Source organism: Amycolatopsis sp. lyj-90 (assembly GCF_046549035.1).
GTDB lineage: Bacteria > Actinomycetota > Actinomycetes > Mycobacteriales > Pseudonocardiaceae > Amycolatopsis.
Window position 1 is genome coordinate 90,061 of the sequence record NZ_JAJPWP010000013.1, and the last position, 19,296, is coordinate 109,356.

A 19,296-nucleotide genomic window follows, 5' to 3' on the forward strand; every position below is an offset into this window, starting at 1 on the left:
TCTTCACCTTCCCGGCACGTTCTGAGAGCCGCGCACGTTCGTCGGGTTGCCCTTCGGCAGCGCACAGCGCGCCGCGGTGTTCAACGGTCGCGGCGACGTGTCGAGACCGTCGCGATAGCCGGTTCCGTAGCCGGTGACGCACGGCGGCGGATCGAAGAACGTCAGCGACAGGCCGACGTGCGCGCCGTCCGGGCCCATGATCGCGTGGCCCGCGGCGACCGCCTTCGGCGCGGTGACCAGTAACTGTTCGAGGCCGTCCTGCCGCGTTTCCAGCACGTCCGCGGTGGTCAGCAGGTTCGCCAGCAGGATGCCGAGGCTCGGGCCGGTCTCCCTCAGGAGCGTGCTGATCTCGTTCGCCGCCGCCGGAACTGCCGGGATGAGCCGACGCAGATCACCGTCGGAGCTCTTCAGCGTCGCGGCGAGCAGTTTCGCGTTGGCACCGAACGAGCGGATCGCGTCCGCCTGTGAGACCTGCGTGTCGAGTACGGTCTGCGCGTCGGTCACGAACCTGGTCAGCGGGCCGACGTGCTCGCTCGCCTCCTTCACGAACTCGATCCCCCGCCCGACGAGCTGGTCCAGCGCCGGGCCCGCGTCGGACGTCGCGTTGTACAGCTCGTCGACCACGGTCCGCAGGGCGGGTTTCGGCACCGAGTTGGCGAAGGAGTCCACACTGGACAGGACGACGTCCACCGGCAGCGGGATCTTCGTGTCCGCCTCGCTGATCACCGAACCGTCCCGCAACACGGCACCGTCACCGCGACGCGGCCTCAGGTCGACGTACTGCTCGCCGACGGCGGACCGGTTGGCGACGACGGCTTCGGTGTCCGCGGGGACTTCCGGGCCGCCCGGCTCGATCTCGAGGTCCACTTCCATTCCGGAGGCGGTCAGCCGCAGTTCTCCGACCCGGCCGATCGGCACGCCCCGATAGGTGACCTCGGCGTTGCTGAAGATGCCGCCACCGGTGGCCAGCCGCACTTTGACGGTGTAGCCGCGGTCGAGCACCAGCTTGTCCAGCCCCGCGTACGTCGCGCCGACATACGCGACGCCGAGGACCGCGATGACCACGAAGGCCACCAGCTGGACACGGACGAACTTGGTCAGCATCAGCGGCCACCACTGTTCTTGAAGGTCAGGAACGTGTTCAGGTAGTCACCGCGGATGGCCTCGAGCGCGGCGTCGGGGAACGGGAAGGTGAAGATCATCTCCATCGCCTTCGGCAGTTTGTCCCCGGAGTCGGCCAGCTTCCGCAGCAACGGTTCGAGCGCTTTGAGATCGGCGACGAGGTCGTCCTTGCTGCGGTTCACCGTGTCGACCGCGACCGAAGTGAGCCCGTCCAACGACTTCAGCATCCCGACGAGCGCCTGGCGCTGCTGGTTCAGCACCTCGATCCCCGGGGTGAGCCCGTTCAGCGTCGTCTTGATCTCCTCGGTGTTCGCGTTCAGCGTCGCCGCGAGCTTGTTGACACTCTCGATGGCGCGCGTGATCTCCGACTTGTGCTCGTCGAGCCCGCGCACGAAGGTGTCCAAATTGGCCAGCAGGCTGCGGGCCGCGCTTTCCTTGCCGCCGAGCGCGTCGTTCAGTTCGCGGGTGATGTTCTGCACCTGCGCGACGCCTCCACCATTGAGCAGCAGGGAAAGCGCGCCGAAGACCTCCTCGATCTCCGGGGTCAGCGACGAACTGGCCAGCGGGATGACCGCGCCGTCGGTGAGCCGCCCGCTCGGGGTCCCGTCGGCCGGTGGCGCGAGTTCGACGAACTTCTCGCCGAGGATGCTCGCCTGCCGCAGCCGCGCGACCGCGTTGGCAGGCAGGTTCACGTCCCCGTTGAGCAGCAGCCCGACCACCGCGCTGCGGCCGTCCGGCGCCAGTTCGACCGTCCGCACCTGGCCGACCGGGACGTCGTTGACCTTCACCCCGGACTGCGGCACGAGATCCAGCACGTTGCTGAAACTCGCCGTGACATGGATCGGGTGTTCACCCAGCGCGGCGCCACCCGGCAACGGGATGTCGTAGACGTCGACACCGCCGCTGCTGCAGCCGGTGGCGGCCAGCGTGAGGGCCAGCAGGGCCGCGCATTTGAACCGGGACTTCATTTCGCCCCCGAGAATTCGGTGAGGTTCCCTCGGCCGTCCAGTGTTCCCGCGCCCTGGTTGTACGCGCCGAGGACGTTCGCCAGCGCGTTCGGCGCGGCGTCGAGCGCCTCGCTCAGCGACGCCTTCTGCTGGCTGAGCACCTTGGTGATCTCGGCGAGTTTGTCCACATCGGACTTCACTTTGCCCCGGTTGTCCTTGATGAAGCCCTGCACCACGCTGAGCGCCTCGGTGAGTTCGGTCATCGCGCCGGAGAACTGGTCCCGCTGATCGGCCAGGATCTTGCTGATCGAGGAGATCTGCTGGATCGCCTGTTTCACCCTGTCGTCGTTCGAGGCGAGCATCGCGGTGAACTTGCTGATGTTGTCGACGGAGTTGAACAGGTCGTCCTTGGAATCACTCGCCGTCCTGGCGAATTCGCCGAGGTTCTTGATCGCCTCGCCGAGTTTGCCGCCGTTGCCGTCGAGGTAGGTCGCGGCCTTGGTCAAGACGTCACTGACCGCGCCGTCCCGGTTGGCACCCTTCGGCCCCAGCGCGGTCATCAGCTGGTTGAGGCTGCCGAGGAGTTCGTCGACCTCGACCGGGGTCACGGTGCGTTCGGGTGGGATCCGGGCGTCACCGCCCAGTTCCGGACCGTCGGTGTACACCGGGGTGAGCTGCACGTACCGGTCGGCGACCAGGCTCGGCGTGATCACCACGGCGCCGACGCCGGCGGGCAGCTTGACGTCCGGCCGCACGGTCATGGTCACCTGGACGGTGGTCCCCTGGGGCTCGACCTTGGTCACCGAACCGATCGGGACCCCGAGCACGCGCACCTCGGTGTTCGGGTAGACCCCGACGGTCGCGGTGAAGTACCCGGTCAGCACGCGGTCGGCCTGCCGGGTCAGCAGCGGCCAGGCCGCCGTCACCACCAGCCCCGCGACGACGGCGACCGCGAGCCGCCGCACCCAGGCCCGGCGGCGGGCGTGCGCCCCGAGATCGGACAACGTGAAGTGGCGCCCCATCAGCGTCCCCCGTTCCTCGACGGCATGCAGCTGCCGGGCGTACTGCCGGTCGGGACGAGCCCGCAGATGTAGGTGTCGATCCAGCGGCCGTTGCCGACCGCGTTCCCGAGCAGCCGGTAGAACGGCCCGGCCAGCCGCAGGCTTTCACCGAGCTTGTCCTGGTTGCGCTGCAGCACGGTGGCGACGCGATCGAGCTGCTCGAGTGCCGGGCCCAGTGTCTTCTGGTTGTCCGCGACGAGTCCCTTGAGCTGCACCGAGAGGTTCTTCACCCCGCTGAAGAGCTTCGCGATCGCGTCCTTGCGCGCGTTCAGCTCCGTCAGCAGGGTGTTGCCGTCGCGGATCAGCGCCTCGATCTGCTGCGACCGGTCGCCGAGCGTCTGGGACACCTTGTTCGTGTTCTGGAACAGTTTCACCAGTTCTTCGTCGCGGGAGGCGAGTGTCTTCGACAGCGCGGTGATGCCGTCGAAGGCGGTCCGGACGTCCTGGGGGGTGGAGGCGCCGAGCGTTTCCGACAACGTGCCGAAAGCCTTCGCGAGCTGATCGGTGTCGATCGCGCCCACGGTGTTCGCGAGGTCGTTGAACACGGTGGTGACGTCGTAGGGAGAACTCGTGCGCTGCACGGGGATCGGCTCGTCCGGGTCCAGTTCCGCGTTGCCGACCGGGTCGATGACCAGGTTCTTCTGCCCCAGCAGGGTCTTGATCTTGATCGCCGCGGTGGTGCGGTTGCCCACCCAGGTGTCCTTGACCCGGAACAGGACCTTGACGCGGCCGCCGTCCAGCAGGACGTCGGTGACCTCGCCGACCTTCACCCCGGCGACCCGGACCTCGTCGTTGCGTTTGAGTCCGGCGGCTTCGGTGAACTCCGCCGCGTACGTGGTGCCGCCGCCGATCAGCGGGAGATCGTCGGAGAAGAACACCGCCGAACCGGCGACGGTCATCAGCACGGCCGTGATGGTGCCGACCACGATCGGATTGCGACTGCGGAAGGGTTTGATCCTGGGCGCTTTCACCGGCACCGTCCCTGGGTCAGCGGGATGCCGACCGGCGGGCCGCCCGGGGCCGGTGGCGCGTCCGATTTGACCGAGCACAGGTAGAAGTTGAACCACGAGCCGTACGAGACCATCGCGCCCATGCGGTCCAGCTTCTTCGGGAGATTCGTCAGGAACTGTTCGAACACCGGGGTGTTGTCGGCGAGGTTCTTAGACAGGTCGCCGAGGGTGTTGATGCTGTCCTTCAACGGCGCACGGCCGTCCTTGAGCAGGTCCGCGGTGGCCGTGGTGAGTTCGCCGAGCCCGCCGATCGCCGAACCGATGGGTTTCGCGTCCGCCGCGAGCCCGGAGACCAGTTGCGCGGTGACGTCGACCAGTTTGTCGAACTGGTCGCCCTGGGAGTTGAGCGTGTCGAGCACCGTGTTGAGGTTCCCGACCACCTGGCCGATCACCTCGTCCTTGCCCGCCAGCGTGTTCGTGAGCGACGCGGTGTGCTCCAGGAGGCTGTCGATGGTGCTCCCCTCCCCCTGCAGCACTTGGACGATCTCGAACGACAACTGGTTGACGTCGTTCGGCGACAACGCCTGGAACAGCGGTTTGAACCCGTTGAACAACGCGGTCAGGTCCAGCGCCGGGGTCGTCCGCTCCGGCGGGATCAGCGCGCCCTCGGTCAGCGCGGCCGGCCCGTCCGGACCGGGATCGATCGACAGGTAGCGCTGGCCGACGAGGTTGCGGTACCTGATGGTGACCGAGGCGCCCGCGGTGAGACGGCGCTTGCTCTCGATCGAGAACCGCACGTCCGCCAAGCGCCGCTCGACCACTCCGATGGAGTCCACCTGCCCGATCCGGACGCCGGACATCCGGACCTCGTCCCCGGGGTTGACCGAAGTCGCGTCGGTGAATCTGGCGGTGTAGCCGACCGTCGTGCCGACCCCGGAGTTGGCGATGGTGATGGCCAGGATCCCCGTCGCCACCACGGTGATCACGAAGAAGATCAGGCCCTTGATCGCCGGTCCCGCGATACTCCTCATCGGACGGTCACCTCCGTTCCGCGCAACGCCGGGCCCACGAGCACGCTGCTCCAGTCCGGGACCTCGGCCGGTTTCATCCCGAGCGACGGCGCCAGGATCTCGGCGACCAGCCCCCGCTCCCCCTTCGAATTGGCCGGGCCGAGGTCCCCATCGGCGGCGAAGGACACCGTCGCCGAAGCCGTACCCCCGCCGTAGCACCGCGGGCCGCCCTTTTGGTCGAACCGCGGATCGTCCCGGCCCGGCACGTACTTGTCGCGCGGATCGTGGACGGACAACGTCACGTGCAGCCCGGACTCGCCGGTGCCCTTGCCCAAGGCCTTCTCCATCACCGGCTTGAGCCGGTTCACCGCGTCGAACAGGCACGGGAACTCGGGCGAATAGCGGGACAGCAGCTCCAGTGTCGGCCTGCTCTTCACGCTGACGCCGATGATGTTGTCCTTGTTCTGCACCAGGAACTTGTTCAGGTCACCGCTCGCGGTGGTGACGCTGGTGTACAGCTTGTCGAGATCGGCGCGAGTGTCCACAATGGTCTTCGCGGTCGTGGAGAGATCCGAGAGGGCCTTGAGGATGTCCGGCGCCGCACCGGTGTAGAGGTCGGCGACGTCGGCGAGCTTGCTGATGTCCGCCTTGAACTGCGGCATCAGCGGGTTCACCTGGCCGAGAAGGTCGTTGAGCTGGACGATGCTGTCCCCCAGGGATTTCCCGCGATTGTCGAGCGCGAGCGAAATCGCGCCGAGCGAGCTGTTGAGCTTCTGCGGCTGCACCGCCCGCAGCAGGGGCAGCAGATCACCGAGGACGCGTTCGAGTTCGATCGCGTTGGCGGACCGGTCTTGGCCGATGACGTCGCCGTCGCGCAGCGAGCCGCCCTCGGGCCGGTCCGGCAGTACGAGATTGACGTAGCGCTCGCCGAACACCGTCTTGGGCAGCAACCGGGCCGAGACGTTGCGCGGCAGCTGATCGATCTTCGCCGGGTCGATGGCGAGATCCACCTCGACCCCGTCCGCGCTGCCGCGGACCGCCCTGACCTCGCCGAACGGGACGCCGCGGACCTTGACCTCGGCGGGTGGGGCCAGCTGGTTGCCGACCCGGTCTGTTTTGAGCGTGACCAGTTCCGCGCGGTCGAAGTCCTTGTTGAAGATGGCCACGGCGAGCCAGCCGAGCAGCACCAGGATGACGAGGAAGATCACCCCGGCGGCCTGTGTCCGTGCCCGGGCGGTCATCCGGAGACCTTCACCGTCGTGGTGGCGCCCCAGATGGCCAGGCTGAGGAACAGGTCGAGCACGCTGATCAGCACGATCGACGTCCGCACGGCGCGGCCGACCGCGACCCCGACGCCCGCCGGGCCGCCCGCGGCACGGTAGCCGTAGAAGCAGTGCGTGAGGATGACGCCGACGCTGAACACGAGCACCTTGGCGAACGACCACAACACGTCTTCAGGCGGTAAGAACAAGGAGAAGTAGTGGTCGTAGGTTCCGCCGGACTGGCCGAAGAAGACGACCGTCGTCACCCGCGAACCGAGGTACGAGATCAGCAGGCCGATCACGTAGAGCGGGATGATCGCGATGAACCCCGCGACGATCCGGGTGGTGACGAGGTACGGCATGCTCCGCACAGCCATCACTTCGAGCGCGTCGATCTCTTCGGAGATCCGCATGGCGCCCAGTTGCGCGGTGAATCCGGCGCCGACCGTCGCGGACAACGCGAGCCCCGCCGAGAGCGGTGCGATCTCGCGGGTGTTGAAGTACGCGGTGAGGAAGCCGGTCATCGCGGAGATGTTGATCTGGTTCAGCGCGCTGAAACCCTGCAGCCCCACCGTGATCCCGGTGAACACGCACAGTCCGACCATCACGCCGACGGTGCCGCCGATCACCGCGAGAGCGCCGCTGCCGAAGGTCACCTCGGCGAGCAGGCGCACCACTTCGCGGAAATAGCGGGTGACGGCCATCGGGATCGCCGCCAGCGCGCGGACGTAGAACAGCAACTGGTCGCCCAGCTCGAAAAGACTGTTGCCGGGGCGTTTGAAGGCTTCCTTGGCCCGTTCGGGGACGCTGGTCACGGGATCAGGTTCCCTTCGCCGGGACGAGTTGCAGGTACAGCGCGGTCAGGATGGTGTTGACGAAGAACAGGAGCAGGAACGTGATCACCACCGACTGGTTGACGACGTCACCGACGCCCTTGGGGCCGCCTCTGGGGTTCAGCCCCCGGTACGACGCGACGACCCCGGCGAGGAACCCGAAGATGAACGCCTTGATCGAGCTGACCACGAGGTCGGGCAGCTGGGCCAGCGCGTTGAAGCTCGCGAGGTACGCGCCGGGTGTCCCGCCCTGCACGATGACGTTGAAGAAGTAGCCGCCGAGCACGCCGACGACGCTGACCAAACCGTTGAGCAGCACCGAAACCCCGATGGCCGCCTGCACCCGCGGCACGATCAGCCGGTGGATCGGCGAGACGCCGAGCACCTCCATCGCGTCGATCTCCTCGCGGATGGAGCGGGCGCCGAGATCCGCGCAGATCGCCGAACCGCCGGCGCCCGCGATGATCAGTGTCGTCACGATCGGGCTGGCCTGTTGCACGACGGCGAGCACGCTCGCGGCGCCGTTGAACTGCTGCGCGCCGATCTGACTGGTGAGCGAGCCGAGTTGCAGCGAGATGACCGCGCCGAACGGGATCGACACGAGGATCGCCGGCGTGATCGACACGCTGGCGATGAACCAGAACTGCTGGACGAACTCGCGGACCTGCACCGGGCGGCGGAACATCGCGAGGATGACGTCGAGGCCCATGGCGCACATGCGGCCGAATTCGCGCAGTCCCGCGGCGGCCTTCTCCGGCGCGCGGGCGAGCAGGGTGACGGGATTGGTCATCGTCAGGCTCCGCATCCGTTGGGGGGACCCGCCGAGCCGACACACCGCAGCTTGAGGTTGGTGACCAGGGTGTTGCCCGGTCCCGCCACCAGACCGGTGAGCAACGGGCTCAGATCCTCACGGACCCCGCAACCGGTGAATCCCGGCGTGGCGAAGGTGCTGGTGACCTTCACCGGCGGGGCGGGGAACGCGAGCGGCACCAGCGCCTTGATGTTCACCACGGCCGACTGCGCCGTCCGGCAGTTCGGGCCGACGTCGAGGACCTTGCCGTCCACTTTGACGTTGGAAAGCTTGATGAACACCTTCGACGTGACATCGGTGTGCGCGCAGATCGCGGTGCCGACCTCCTTGCAGTCGCCCGTGGCGCCGGTGTCCACGTCGACGACGCCGGTCGCGTCGCCGTCGGGGACGAGTTCGACGGTGCCGGTGGCGGGCATGAACCGGAAGGAGACGAAATAGCTCGACGTCGACGGGATGGCGAGCTTGCCGGAGATCGGCGACTTGTCGGTGAACCCGAGGATCATGCCGTCGAACCGGCCCTGCGGGAACGTGATGTCCGAACCGAGTTTCGCGACGCGGCTGGTCGTGGGCTGCTGTTCGTCGCCGACGTAGAAACCGAACTTCAGCCCGGCTTGCGCGGCGGACGGAGGCTGTTCGGGTTCGGCCTGCTGCGCCGGCGCGGGAGCGGCCGAGGCGGAAGCCAGTGAAAGCGCCCCCAGCCCCAGCACCGCCGGGAGCAGGAAGGCGCGCAGAACGCGCCCGGTCATCACTGACATTCGGGCTTCCTCACTTCGACTTCTCCGGCCGAACGGCCAACTTGTGCAGCACGCTACTGGCGGAAGATCAGGGAGACAAGTAATGCGGGACCGGGCGTTCGGGAAAACGGAAAGGTTGTAATGGGCGTAACTGTTTTGGGGTGAGTCTCGTGAGTGGTAATGACGGTTCTAACCGTCATTACCACTCACGAGGCTTTGCTACTTCTTGGTGAGGTTGATCTCCAGGCTGTTCCCGTCACCGGACGCCATCGCGCTGATCAACGGCGTCAGCAGGCCACAACCGCGGAACTGCGGCAGCTTGTATTCGGCCGTCAGCTTGCCGCCCTTCAACGGGTTGAAGCCGTGCGCGGAAACCAGCGGGATGTCCGCGGGCTTGGCCGTCTGGCAGGTCGAACTCGCCAGGATCGGGAATCCGAACAGCCGCACCGTGAGCAGCTTGACGTCGGCCTTCGTGTCGGCCTTCACCGCGCCGGCGTTGACGGTGCCCGTCACGTCGCCGACCTGGTTGATCTTCACCGTCGCCGAGGCGGGGAAGAAGCCGAGGAACCGGAACTGCACGTTCGACGGCGGCAGCGAGAGCTGCCCGGTGAACTTGCCCGACTGGGCGTTCAGCTTCGCGGTGAACTCACCGGGGCCCAGCGGCAGCCTGGCGTTCAGCCCCGCGATGGTGGTCCTGCCCTTGACGCCGTAGACGATCTTGGTGTCACCCGGCGGCTGTGTCGTGGTCGGCGTGGTCGGCACGGTGGTCGGGCTCGTCGGCTGGGTCGTCGGGGTCGGCTCCGTGGTGGGAGTCGGTTGCGTGGTCGGAGTGGGCTCGGTCGTGGGGGTCGGCTCCGTGGTCGGAGTCGGCGTGGGTTCGGTGGTCGGAGTCGGCTCCGTCGTGGGAGTCGGCTGCGTGCTCGAAGTCGGAGTGGGCTCCGTCGTCGGGGTCGGCTCAGTGGTCGGAGTGGGCTCCGTGGTCGAAGTCGGAGTCGGCTCCGTCGTCGGAGTGGGCTCGGTGGTGGGAGTCGGCTGCGTGCTCGAAGTCGGAGTCGGCTCCGTCGTCGGGGTCGGCTCAGTGGTCGGAGTGGGCTCCGTGGTCGAAGTCGGAGTCGGCTCCGTCGTCGGAGTCGGCTCCGTGGTGGGAGTCGTCGGTGTCGTGGGGGTCGTCGGGGTGGTCGGCGTCGTCGTCCCGCCACCGGCGGGCTTGATCTCGAACGTCCCGAGCTGCTGGTTCTGTCCCGGCTGGACGATGCAGTCCGACGTGAACGTGCCGAGGTCGGTCGGCTGTCCCTGCGCGTTCTTCGGCGTCATGGTGGTGCTGAAGTTCCCGACGGTCACCGAAGCGGTGCCCGCGCTGGGGAACGTGACCGCGGGCGCCTTGCCGCTCGTCTTGACGTGGAACTCGCCCGCCTCCGGCACCGGCGTGACCGGGATGACCAGCGGGAGACCGAGGTTCAGCGTCTTGTCGACCGGGTACTTCAGCACCGCGGCGGCCTTGGCGCTGCCCTCGACGGTGGTGGCGCCGACGAGCGAAAGTCCCGCGGTCGCGTCCGCCGGAACGGTGACGTCGACGTCGAACGTGATCGGGGTGGACGTCTTCCCGGCCACGGCGTCGTCCGGCAGGACGGTGTCGATCTTCACGACGAGGGTCTGGTCGCCGATCAGGGGGAACGGGCAGGTGTACTTCAGCGTCAGCGACGCGGGCGCCGCCTCGCTCAAGCCCGCGCCGGCGATGCCCAGGGTGGCCGCGACGGCGGCCACCGTACCGGCGGCCAAGGCTTGCACCGATCTTTTCGACTTCAGTTTCTGTGGGAACTTCACAACGGTCACTCCCGGGGAATCGGAGAAATTGCGTGACACGGCCGAAACGGCACGGACACGGAAGCGGTAAATTACCTGTGCCCTCTCGCACCGGCAAGGACACCGGATCCGGCCCCTTTTGTTTGTCATCCGGGTGGGATCGGGTGACTCATTAACTGGCACCACCACCCGCGCCGAATCGCTTTTGTCACGCTCGTCGACATCGGCGGAGGCAAAACTGTCACACGCGTGTTCTTGTGACGCGCGTGTGGAGGACGACGTCCTGAATTGTCACGCGCGTCCGGAGTCCGCTCCCGTTCATTGCGGCCGCACCGAAACCCCCGCTACGTTCGGCGAATGGAGCAGGCTGCCATCGAAGTGACCGGCCTTGCCAAGCACTACGGTGAAGTGACGGCTCTCGCCGGCGTCAGTCTCCGCGTCGGCCGCGGCACCGTGCTCGCGGTGCTCGGCCACAACGGTGCCGGGAAGACGACGCTGATCGACATCCTCAGCACCCGCGTCAAACCGAGCGGCGGCAGCGCCAAGGTGTGCGGTTTCGACGTCGTCCGCGCCGGACATCACGTCCGACGGCGGATCGGGGTCACCGGCCAGTTCGCGGCGGTCGACGACGCCCTCTCCGGCCGCGGCAATCTGGAACTCGTCGCCCGGTTGCTGGGCGCGAACCGGCGCCAGGCCAGGGCCCGCGCGGCCGAACTGCTCGCCATGTTCGGCCTCGACGACGCCGCGGACCGGCCCGCGCGGACGTACTCCGGCGGGATGCGGCGGCGGCTCGATCTCGCGGCCGGGCTCGTCGGCTCCCCCGACGTCCTCTTCCTCGACGAACCGACGACCGGCCTCGATCCGCTCAGCCGAGCGGGACTCTGGGACGGCGTCGAACGGCTCGCCGCACGCGGCACCACCGTCGTGCTCACCACGCAGTACCTCGAGGAGGCGGACAGACTGGCGGATCACGTCATCGTGCTGGGGTTGGGGCACGTCACGGTTTCCGGGCGGCCGTCGGAGCTGAAGGCCAGACTCGGGGAACGGACCGCGACCCTGACCTTCGGCACCGGGCTCGCCGCCCACCGGGCGGTGGCCGCGCTGCACCGGCTCGGCATGGGCTGCACGACGTCGGCCTCCGGGCTGGTGCTCGGCGTCGCGCTGTCCGGGCCCTCCGACATCACGGTGCTGGTCCGCGCGCTCGACGCGGCGGGCGCGCCGATGAAGGACCTCACCGTCGCCGAGCCGACGCTCGACGACGTCTACCTTTCCCTGCACCGGAATCCGGCGGTCCCGTCATGACCGAGGCACGCCACCGCGCGCCGGCACCGCTGGTGCTGACCGATCCGGCGACCTGGCCGCCGAGCACCTTCGGCACCCAGGTCCGGGTGCTCGCCGTCCGGTCGCTGAAGACCGCGTTCGGCGACCGGCGGCTGGTGTTCTTCGGTCTGCTGCAACCGATCGTGCTGCTCCTGCTGTTCAGCCAGGTCTTCAACGGGGTCAGCACGCTGCCCGGTGTCGCGGCTTACCAGGGTTACGTGAACTTCCTCGTCCCGGCGACCCTGGTGAACATCGCGATGACCACGGCGATGAGCTCGGGCGCCGGCCTGCTCGCCGAGATCTACAGTGGATTCACCGGACGCCTCCGGTGCATGCCCATCAGTCTTTCGGCCGTCCTGGTGGCCCGCACCATCTCCGACTCCGCCCGGCTGGCCGTGCAACTGCTGGTGACGGCGCTCGCCAGCGTGGTCCTGCTCGGTTTCCGCCCGACCGGCGGGGTTTTCGGTGTCACCGCGGCACTTCTGCTCACGCTCGTCGTCGGCTGGTGCCTGAGCTGGATCTTCGTCGCCATCACGACCTGGCTGCGCAAGGCCGAAACCCTGCAGATGGCGTCGTTCGTGGTCATGTTCCCGCTGATGTTCTCCTCCAGCGCCTACATGCCGCTCGAGACCATGCCCACCTGGCTGCGGGTGGCCTCGGCGATCAACCCGCTGACCTACGCGATCGACGCCACGAGGGCGCTCGCACTGGGACGGCCGTCGGGCTGGTCGATCCCGATCTCGCTCGCGATCGCGGCCGTGGCGGCGCTCGCGGGCGGCTGGATCGCGGCGAGAACGTTCCGGTCGCCGCGGGAGACTCCCCCGCGGTGACGTCGGTCCGGCGTGGTGTCGCGTGAAGGCCCCCTTCACTACTGGGTCACCTCAGGAAGCGTCCTGAGGGCCACCTTTGAGACGCTCAAGGTCTCTTCCCAGAGCCGTGTCTCCAATGCCGCATTGGAGACGCTGAGTGTCTCCAATGCCGCATTGGGGACACACGGCATGCTCGGGTGACCGCCCCAGCTCACGCAAGTAGTCGCCTACTTGCGTCAGCAACCCACCCGCAGCAGCGCGCGTGAAGGCCCCCTTCCCTCGACTGAGCCGAGGGAAGGGGCCTTTCACGCGCTACTGGGACGGTTCTATTTATAGATGGGGTGGGGCCGGGCTAGCGCGGCAGGGACTCCAGGTGGTCCGCGGCGGCCACGACTCCCCCGGCCGCCGCGAACGAGGCCCGCACCCGCGCGGCCGCCGCGGCATAGGCGGGCTCGGTCAGCACTTCGGTGATCGTGCCGCGGATGTCCGGCGCCTTCACGCGGTCGAAGCGCAGCCGCAGCCCCGCGCCCGCCGCCTCGACCTGCTGAGCCAGCATCGACTGGTCGTCCCGGATCGGCGCGATCACCAGCGGCAGCCCGGACGCGAGGGTCTCGCTGACCGTGTTGTGCCCGCCGTGGCAGATCACCGCCGCCGCCTTCCGCACCACTTCCGCCTGCGGGATGCGTTTGGCGATCAGCACTTCGTCGCTGATCAGTTCACCGGTGGGGTCGACGACCAGGCCTTGGACCTCGGGCATCCCGGCGAGCGCGTCGACGCATTCGGCCAGGAAACGGCGGCCGAGAGCGGCGTTGGCGGTGCCGAGGGTGGCGAGGACGAGCGGTCTGCCGTCGAGCCGGTCCCACGAGAATCCGACCGGGGGCGCCGCTGCCAGCGCCGGGCCGACGAAGCGGACCGCTCCGACGTCGGCGAGCGGTCCCGTCAGCGAGACGGTGGTGAAGGCGAGGACGAGATGCGGGGAAAACCGCAGGTCGCCGCAGTCCACCTGGTGCCGTGTCCGCAGATCTTCCTGGAGTTCGTCCACCCACGCGGCGATCTTCGGCATGGCGCTCAGCGGGTCGCCGAGTTCGGTCGACGTCGACGCCGAGGTCACCCACGGCAGGGAGCGGCGGCTCGCCACCAGTGCGCCCGCGAAGGCCTGCTGGTCGGCGATCACGACGTCGGGGCGGAAGGCGGACACCGCCTTCTCGACCCCGGGGACCATCGCGTCCGCGAGCGGGACCAAGTACTGCTCCCAGAGGAACTTCAGCGCGGCGAACCCGCGCAGGCCCTCGGGCCGGCGCTCGACGGCGAACTCCAGCGCGTCCGCCGCCGGGTACACCCGGCCCGCCCGCGTCAGCTCCGACGTCGTGGGTTCCGGACCGCACCAGGCGACGTCGTGGCCGCGGCCCACGAGTTCGGCGGCCACCGCGCGCAACGGGGCCACGTGTCCGGTGAGCGGCGGGACGACCAGCAGGAACCGGCTCATCCGCGCGGCCTCCCGTGCCGGGAGATCCAGTTCAGCAACAGCTCACGGACCTCCCGGTGCTGCTCGACGAGCACCGAATGCCCCTGCCCCTCGAACACGTGCAGCTCACCACGGGGCAACAAGGACGTCAGCGCGTTGAGATCGTCGGCCTGGTAGCCGTGACTGCCCAAAATGGACAGTACCGGGCAGTCGATCCCCGCCACCTGGTCCAGGGTCAGCAACGGGCCGAGCGGGACCTCCTCGGCCATCGACGTGGACGTGATCCGCTCCGCCGCCATTCTCGCCAGCCGCCGGTGGTGGGCGCTGTAGTTGGCCTCGATCCAGTCGAAACTCTCCTCGACCTTCAAGAACCGCACGGTGTGTTCGAGGATCTGCGCCATCTTGTCCGCCCACAGTTCGGTGGCGGGCTCCGACTCGATGCACACGATGCTGCGCACCCGTTCCGGTTTCGCCACCGCGTAGCTGTAGGCGAGGGTGCCGCCGAAACTGTTGCCCACCAGGTGGACCGGGCGGTCGAGGTCGAGCTGATCCAGCAGGTCGTCGAGGTCGGCGATGAAGTCCGCGATCGTGTACCCGCGCTCCGGGCGTTCGGTCTTCCCGTGCCCGCGCAGGTCGTAGCTGATCACGTCCACCCCGGCGGCGGCGACCGGCGGGGCCAGGGTGAGGTAGAAACTCGCCAGGCTGTCGGTGCCCATGCCGTGCAGGAACACCACGGTCTCCGTGCCCCCGCCGGGCACGAGGTGCACGTTCGTGCGCAGCCCGTTGACGGTCATCGTCGGCACCGCCTCAGCCCCGTTCGCCGAGGCGGGCGGCGACGTAGTCCGCGATGTCGCCGACCCGGAGTCCGATCACGTCGTCGAGATCCTTCTCCGCCAGGAACTCCGCGAGGTTGACGTCCGCGCCGAAGAACTCGGCGAGGATGCTCGCAAAGGTCACCAGATCGATGCTCTCGAGCTGGAGATCCTCGTGGAAGGTGGTCTGCGGGGTGATCTCGATGCCGAGGACGTCGGTGTCCCCCACCAGTTCTCTCAGCAATTCGGCCACGGTGCCGAAGACCGACGCCGGGCTCTGCTGTTCGATCGTCATGCTCTGCTCCTGTTCCTACCCGCGGTTCCAGGCCACCACGTGCCCCGGTATCCCGGCGAACTCCACCCCTGGGCCGATTTCCTCGGCCAGCCCCGCCAAATCGCCCTCGGCCCGGACCGCGATCCGGGGCGGCGTCGCGCCCCGTTCCCGGACGAGGGCGACCGCCACGTCTCCGACCGTCGCGACGGCCACTGCCAGCGGGGGCAGTTCCCGGCCGTGGACCCCGGTCATCGAGGTCCCGTCGGCGCTGACCCGGATCTCGGCCGGATAGACGCCGTCGAGTCCGAGTTTCGCGCGCACGGCGTCCTTGATCGCGATCCGTTCCAGCAGCCAGCCGCGCTGCCGTCGCGGCGCGCAGGCGGCGAACTCGGCACGTTCCTCCGAACCGAGATAGACGCCGGCGTAGATGTCCCGCGCGGCCGGGCTCGGCCACCGGTCGGTGACCAGTGCCCAACCGCCTTGGTGCTGCTCGGCGAGCCGATGCCGGTCCGGAAAGGCATAGACCCGGTGAGCGGGCCGGTCGCACGGGAAGCGGATGTCCCGCCACTGCTCGATCCTGGCCAGCACGGCGCCGTCCCGCACCAGTTCGGCGTCCATCTCCAGCACGTCCGGCCGGGGCAGCCGGACCCGGACCACGCACCGCAACGACGTGCCCGGCGCCGGTTCCGGGCCGTACCAGGTGATCCGGCCCATCGACGTCGGGAACGCCAGCAGCGCGTCCGCCTTGGTGGCCATCAGCCAGCAGCCCAGCAACTGGCCGACGTTGTCCAGCAGTGCGCCGGGCGCCGACGGCACGACGAGCTCGCCGCGGATGTGCCGCTCGCCCAGCCCGATGAGCCTGGCGAGCCCTTGGTACGCGGGGCCGTGGAACATCTCCCGGCGCGAGTAGATCTCGGCGGCGCTGAGCGGGGGCGCGGTTTCCGGCCCCGGCGGCGGGGACGGCCGGGGCGCCGTCGGATACCGCTGCGCCAGCTGGACGTCCATACTGGCGTGCGGTCCGATTTGGACACTGATCCGGTCGCCCTCGCGGGTCATCGACAGCGGGACACGCTGCGCGGGGGCGGCGATCAGCCACCGGGAGAACGCCGCGTTGCTCACGCCGGTCGCGACCGTCCCCGGCCAGGCCCGCTCCGCCGCCCGGCAGGCCAGGTCGACCAGGGTCGTCGCGGGGACGGTGGGCCGGAAGTCCGCCTCGTCCGGCCAGTCCTCGCGCTGCCGGAAGAACCGGTGATCCACCAGATACGGCATCGCGGCCAGCGATACATCCACAGTGGACTCCACGGTGGAATCGGCGGACCTGCGCGCGGCCGCGTTGACGACGCTCGCCGCGGCCTGCCTGGTCTCGGCGAGCAGCGCGGTGAACTCCGCGACGATCGCGTCCGGAACACCGTCGGCCAGCTCGGGAACCGTGGTGTCGCCTTCGAACATGCCCTTGACGTCACCGTCGACCGAGAGCAGCGAGCCCGCCGTGTCGATCCGGGTCCGGCGCGGCTCCAGCACGTCGAACGCGGGCCGTCCGCCCTCCACCCAGACCGCGGTGGCCACCCGGCGCAGCTGGGCGAGCCCGGGCCTGGTGCCGGACGACGCCGGGACGACCAGGTGCGGCCGCGTTCCCAGGGTGTCCGCCACGAACGAACCGACCTGACCGGCTCCCGCCTGCACGAAGACGCGGGCGCCGTCGGCGTAGAGGGCGTCGACGAGTTCCCGGAACCGGACCTTCCGCACCAGGTGGGCCAGGTACAGCTCGCGGACCTCCACCGGATCCGCGGGATACGGCCGGGCCGTGGTCGCCGACCAGACGGGGATCCGCGGCGCCTTCAGGTCCAGTTCCGCCGCGAGCCGGGTGAACGGGCCGAGCCGGGAGCGCATCAGCGGGGTGTGGAACCCGGACCGGAACGGGAGCGTCCTGGCGACGATGCCGTGCTGGGTGCACAGGCGCGCGAGCCGGGCCGCGGCCGCCGGGTCACCGCAGACGATCGTCTGCCGCGGCGCGTTCTCGTGGGAGACCATCAGTTCCGGTTCGGCGGCGAGCAGCGCGGCCGCCCGCTCCGCGGAGCAGCCGAGTACCAGGAATTCGGCGTCCGGCAGGGTGAACCCCTGCGGCCAGTACCGGCTCAACATGTCCTCTGTGGACTGTCCGGGGTACATCCCGGCCGCCTGCATCGCGGTCCACTCGCCGACGCTGTGCCCGGCGAGCAGATCCGGCATGATGGCGAGCCGCCGCAGCGCGGTGTCGAGCAGCAAACCGACCTGGGACACGCTCGACGCACGCGAAAGCACGCTCTCCGTCGACCATTCGGGCCGTTCCAGGCCGAAGTGCCGGGCGACGTCGGCGCAGCGCGGCTCCGCGTCCGCCTCCAGCCCCGGGTAGACGAACACGGTCTTCGCGCCGTGCTGCTCCAGCAAAGGTGCCGTACTGCACCAGATGTCGTTGGGCCCGTGCCAGGACCGGCCCTCGGCCGTGACCTTCACGAGCACCCTCCGCGCGACCTCGATCCGCTTCTCGGTCGGCCCGACGATCCCGATCCGGCTCGGGCCGTGCCCGCCGGATTCCGGATCCGGACGGTCGAGCAGCGTGCGAAGTTCGTCCGGAGTGGACGCCGCGAGCCGCAGGATCCGCTCGGGCTCGCCGGTCACCTTGGCCCGGCGTGGCCGGGTGGGCGCCGGATCGGCCTCTTCCAGGATCACGTGCGCGTTGACGCCGCCGAAACCGAAGGCGTTGACCGCCGCCCGGCGTGGCACGTCGCCCGCCGGCCAGCGCTCCGCTTCGGCCAGGGCCCGGAACCGGGTCTTGTCCAACAGCGGGCTCGGATCGGCGCAGTTCAGGGTCGGCGGCAGGACGGCGTGGTGCAGCGCGAGCGCCGCCTTGACCAGTCCGGCGGCCCCGGCGGTCGGCATGGTGTGCCCGATCATCGCCTTCACCGCGCCGATCGCGGCACGGCGGCCTTCGGGCGGGCCGAACACCTCGGCGAGGGTGGCCAGTTCGGCCGCGTCCCCGGTCGGTGTCGCGGTCCCGTGGGCTTCCAGCAGGCCGATCGCGCCGGGCGCGGTGGGATCGAGCCCCGCCGACGCCCACGCGCGGCGCAGCGCCAGGGTCTGCCCGGACACCGCCGGGCTGAGCAGGCTCGCGCCCTTGCCGTCGCTCGACGTCCCGGACCCGCGCAGCACCGCGTAGACCCGGTCGCCGTCGCGGCGCGCGTCGTAGAACCGTTTCAGCACGACGATCGCGGTGCCCTCGCCAATCAGCAGACCGTCCGCGTCCCGCGAGAACGGGCTGATCCGCTGGCTCGGAGACAAGGCGCCGAGCTGGGTGAACATCGACCAGAGCGTGTCGTCGTGGCAGTGGTGCACCCCGCCTGCCAGTACGACGTCGCAGCGGCGACGGGCGAGTTCGCTGATCGCCTGGTCCACGGCCAGCAGCGAGGACGCGCAAGCGGCGTCCACCGTGTACGCGGGGCCGCCGAGGTCCAGGCGGTTGGCCACCCGGGACGCGGCGAGGTTCGGCACCAGCCCGATCGCGGTGTCGGGCCGGAACTCGCCGAGCGGTTCGAGCAGCGCGTCCCGGAGCCTGTCGAGCATCTCCGGGCGCGCCGACGGCAGGAGGTCCCGGACCGCGCCGGTGATCTGGCGGACCGACCGGACACGCTGGTCGAACCGCTGGAGTCCGGGCGAAAGGTAACCGCCCCTGCCGAGGATCACGCCCACGCGTTCGAGGTCGCCCAGCCGTCGCAGGCCACCGGCGTCGTCGACCGCGGACGCGGCGACGGCCAGCGCGACCAGTTGATCCGGCTCCATCCCGGCGACGGAACTGGGCGCGATACCGAGAGCCGTCGCGTCGAAGTCCAGGCTGTCGGCGACGAATCCGCCGCGCCGCCCGTAGGTGCGGTCGGGGGTGCGGCCGTCACCGTCGTGGAAACTCGGATCCCAGCGGTGCGGCGGGATCTCGGTGATCGCGTCGGTGCCGGAGACGATGTTCTGCCAGTATTCGTCCACAGTGGACGCGCCGGGGAGGAACACTCCCATGCCGACGATGGCGACTTGTTCCTGGTTCACCACGGTCTG

General features: G+C 69.2%; 16 protein-coding genes. 2 read left to right on the plus strand and 14 right to left on the minus strand.

Features of this window, described 5'->3' with window-relative positions; genetic code table 11:
* Positions 1-3: 3 nt before the first annotated feature.
* The 10 genes from ACLJPX_RS38135 to ACLJPX_RS38180 all read right to left on the minus strand — a co-directional run bounded on the left by ACLJPX_RS38135 (position 4) and on the right by ACLJPX_RS38180 (position 10,554).
* Positions 4-1,104: an MCE family protein gene (locus tag ACLJPX_RS38135; RefSeq protein WP_410605152.1), complete on the minus strand. Its 1,101-nt coding sequence runs from the start codon at positions 1,102-1,104 to the stop codon at positions 4-6.
* Positions 1,104-2,090: an MCE family protein gene (locus ACLJPX_RS38140; protein ID WP_101608563.1), complete on the minus strand. Its 987-nt coding sequence runs from the start codon at positions 2,088-2,090 to the stop codon at positions 1,104-1,106. The genes ACLJPX_RS38135 and ACLJPX_RS38140 overlap by 1 nt, the downstream gene beginning before the upstream one ends.
* Positions 2,087-3,091: an MCE family protein gene (locus ACLJPX_RS38145; RefSeq protein ID WP_101608564.1), complete on the minus strand. Its 1,005-nt coding sequence runs from the start codon at positions 3,089-3,091 to the stop codon at positions 2,087-2,089. Before ACLJPX_RS38145 ends, ACLJPX_RS38140 begins: the two co-directional genes overlap by 4 nt.
* Positions 3,091-4,107: an MCE family protein gene (locus ACLJPX_RS38150; RefSeq protein ID WP_410605153.1), complete on the minus strand. Its 1,017-nt coding sequence runs from the start codon at positions 4,105-4,107 to the stop codon at positions 3,091-3,093. Before ACLJPX_RS38150 ends, ACLJPX_RS38145 begins: the two co-directional genes overlap by 1 nt.
* Positions 4,098-5,111 (minus strand): MCE family protein, encoded by a 1,014-nt coding sequence (locus ACLJPX_RS38155; RefSeq protein WP_101608565.1) that lies wholly within the window; start codon positions 5,109-5,111, stop codon positions 4,098-4,100. Before ACLJPX_RS38155 ends, ACLJPX_RS38150 begins: the two co-directional genes overlap by 10 nt.
* Positions 5,108-6,331, minus strand: a complete 1,224-nt coding sequence (locus ACLJPX_RS38160; protein ID WP_410605154.1) for an MCE family protein — start codon at positions 6,329-6,331, stop codon at positions 5,108-5,110. The genes ACLJPX_RS38155 and ACLJPX_RS38160 overlap by 4 nt, the downstream gene beginning before the upstream one ends.
* The gene (locus ACLJPX_RS38165) at positions 6,328-7,167 is read right to left on the minus strand and encodes an MlaE family ABC transporter permease (RefSeq protein WP_101608567.1); all 840 of its coding nucleotides are present in this window, start codon (positions 7,165-7,167) and stop codon (positions 6,328-6,330) included. The genes ACLJPX_RS38160 and ACLJPX_RS38165 overlap by 4 nt, the downstream gene beginning before the upstream one ends.
* Positions 7,168-7,171: 4 nt before the next feature.
* The gene (locus ACLJPX_RS38170; protein ID WP_101608568.1) at positions 7,172-7,975 is read right to left on the minus strand and encodes an MlaE family ABC transporter permease; all 804 of its coding nucleotides are present in this window, start codon (positions 7,973-7,975) and stop codon (positions 7,172-7,174) included.
* A gap of 2 nt (positions 7,976-7,977) precedes the next feature.
* The gene (locus tag ACLJPX_RS38175) at positions 7,978-8,751 is read right to left on the minus strand and encodes a hypothetical protein (protein WP_101608569.1); all 774 of its coding nucleotides are present in this window, start codon (positions 8,749-8,751) and stop codon (positions 7,978-7,980) included.
* 198 nt (positions 8,752-8,949) lie between these two features.
* Positions 8,950-10,554, minus strand: a complete 1,605-nt coding sequence (locus ACLJPX_RS38180; RefSeq protein ID WP_410605155.1) for a DUF6801 domain-containing protein — start codon at positions 10,552-10,554, stop codon at positions 8,950-8,952.
* Positions 10,555-10,890: 336 nt separating this feature from the next.
* On the opposite strand from ACLJPX_RS38180, the gene ACLJPX_RS38185 reads away from it, so the two are divergent.
* Both ACLJPX_RS38185 and ACLJPX_RS38190 read left to right on the plus strand, forming a co-directional pair.
* Positions 10,891-11,835, plus strand: a complete 945-nt coding sequence (locus tag ACLJPX_RS38185) for an ATP-binding cassette domain-containing protein (protein WP_410605156.1) — start codon at positions 10,891-10,893, stop codon at positions 11,833-11,835.
* Positions 11,832-12,683: an ABC transporter permease gene (locus tag ACLJPX_RS38190; RefSeq protein ID WP_410605157.1), complete on the plus strand. Its 852-nt coding sequence runs from the start codon at positions 11,832-11,834 to the stop codon at positions 12,681-12,683. Before ACLJPX_RS38185 ends, ACLJPX_RS38190 begins: the two co-directional genes overlap by 4 nt.
* 331 nt (positions 12,684-13,014) lie before the next feature.
* Here ACLJPX_RS38190 and ACLJPX_RS38195 read toward each other — a convergent pair whose 3' ends face one another.
* Genes ACLJPX_RS38195 through ACLJPX_RS38210 form a run of 4 tightly spaced genes read right to left on the minus strand, consistent with a single transcriptional unit; the run spans position 13,015 to position 19,290 of the window.
* The gene (locus ACLJPX_RS38195; protein WP_410605158.1) at positions 13,015-14,148 is read right to left on the minus strand and encodes a nucleotide disphospho-sugar-binding domain-containing protein; all 1,134 of its coding nucleotides are present in this window, start codon (positions 14,146-14,148) and stop codon (positions 13,015-13,017) included.
* The gene (locus ACLJPX_RS38200; protein ID WP_101608574.1) at positions 14,145-14,930 is read right to left on the minus strand and encodes an alpha/beta fold hydrolase; all 786 of its coding nucleotides are present in this window, start codon (positions 14,928-14,930) and stop codon (positions 14,145-14,147) included. Before ACLJPX_RS38200 ends, ACLJPX_RS38195 begins: the two co-directional genes overlap by 4 nt.
* A gap of 4 nt (positions 14,931-14,934) precedes the next feature.
* Complete coding sequence (locus ACLJPX_RS38205; RefSeq protein WP_101608575.1) at positions 14,935-15,234, minus strand: phosphopantetheine-binding protein; 300 nt, start codon at positions 15,232-15,234, stop codon at positions 14,935-14,937.
* A 15-nt stretch (positions 15,235-15,249) separates the two neighbouring features.
* Positions 15,250-19,290: a beta-ketoacyl synthase N-terminal-like domain-containing protein gene (locus ACLJPX_RS38210; protein ID WP_410605312.1), complete on the minus strand. Its 4,041-nt coding sequence runs from the start codon at positions 19,288-19,290 to the stop codon at positions 15,250-15,252.
* Positions 19,291-19,296: the final 6 nt, after the last annotated feature.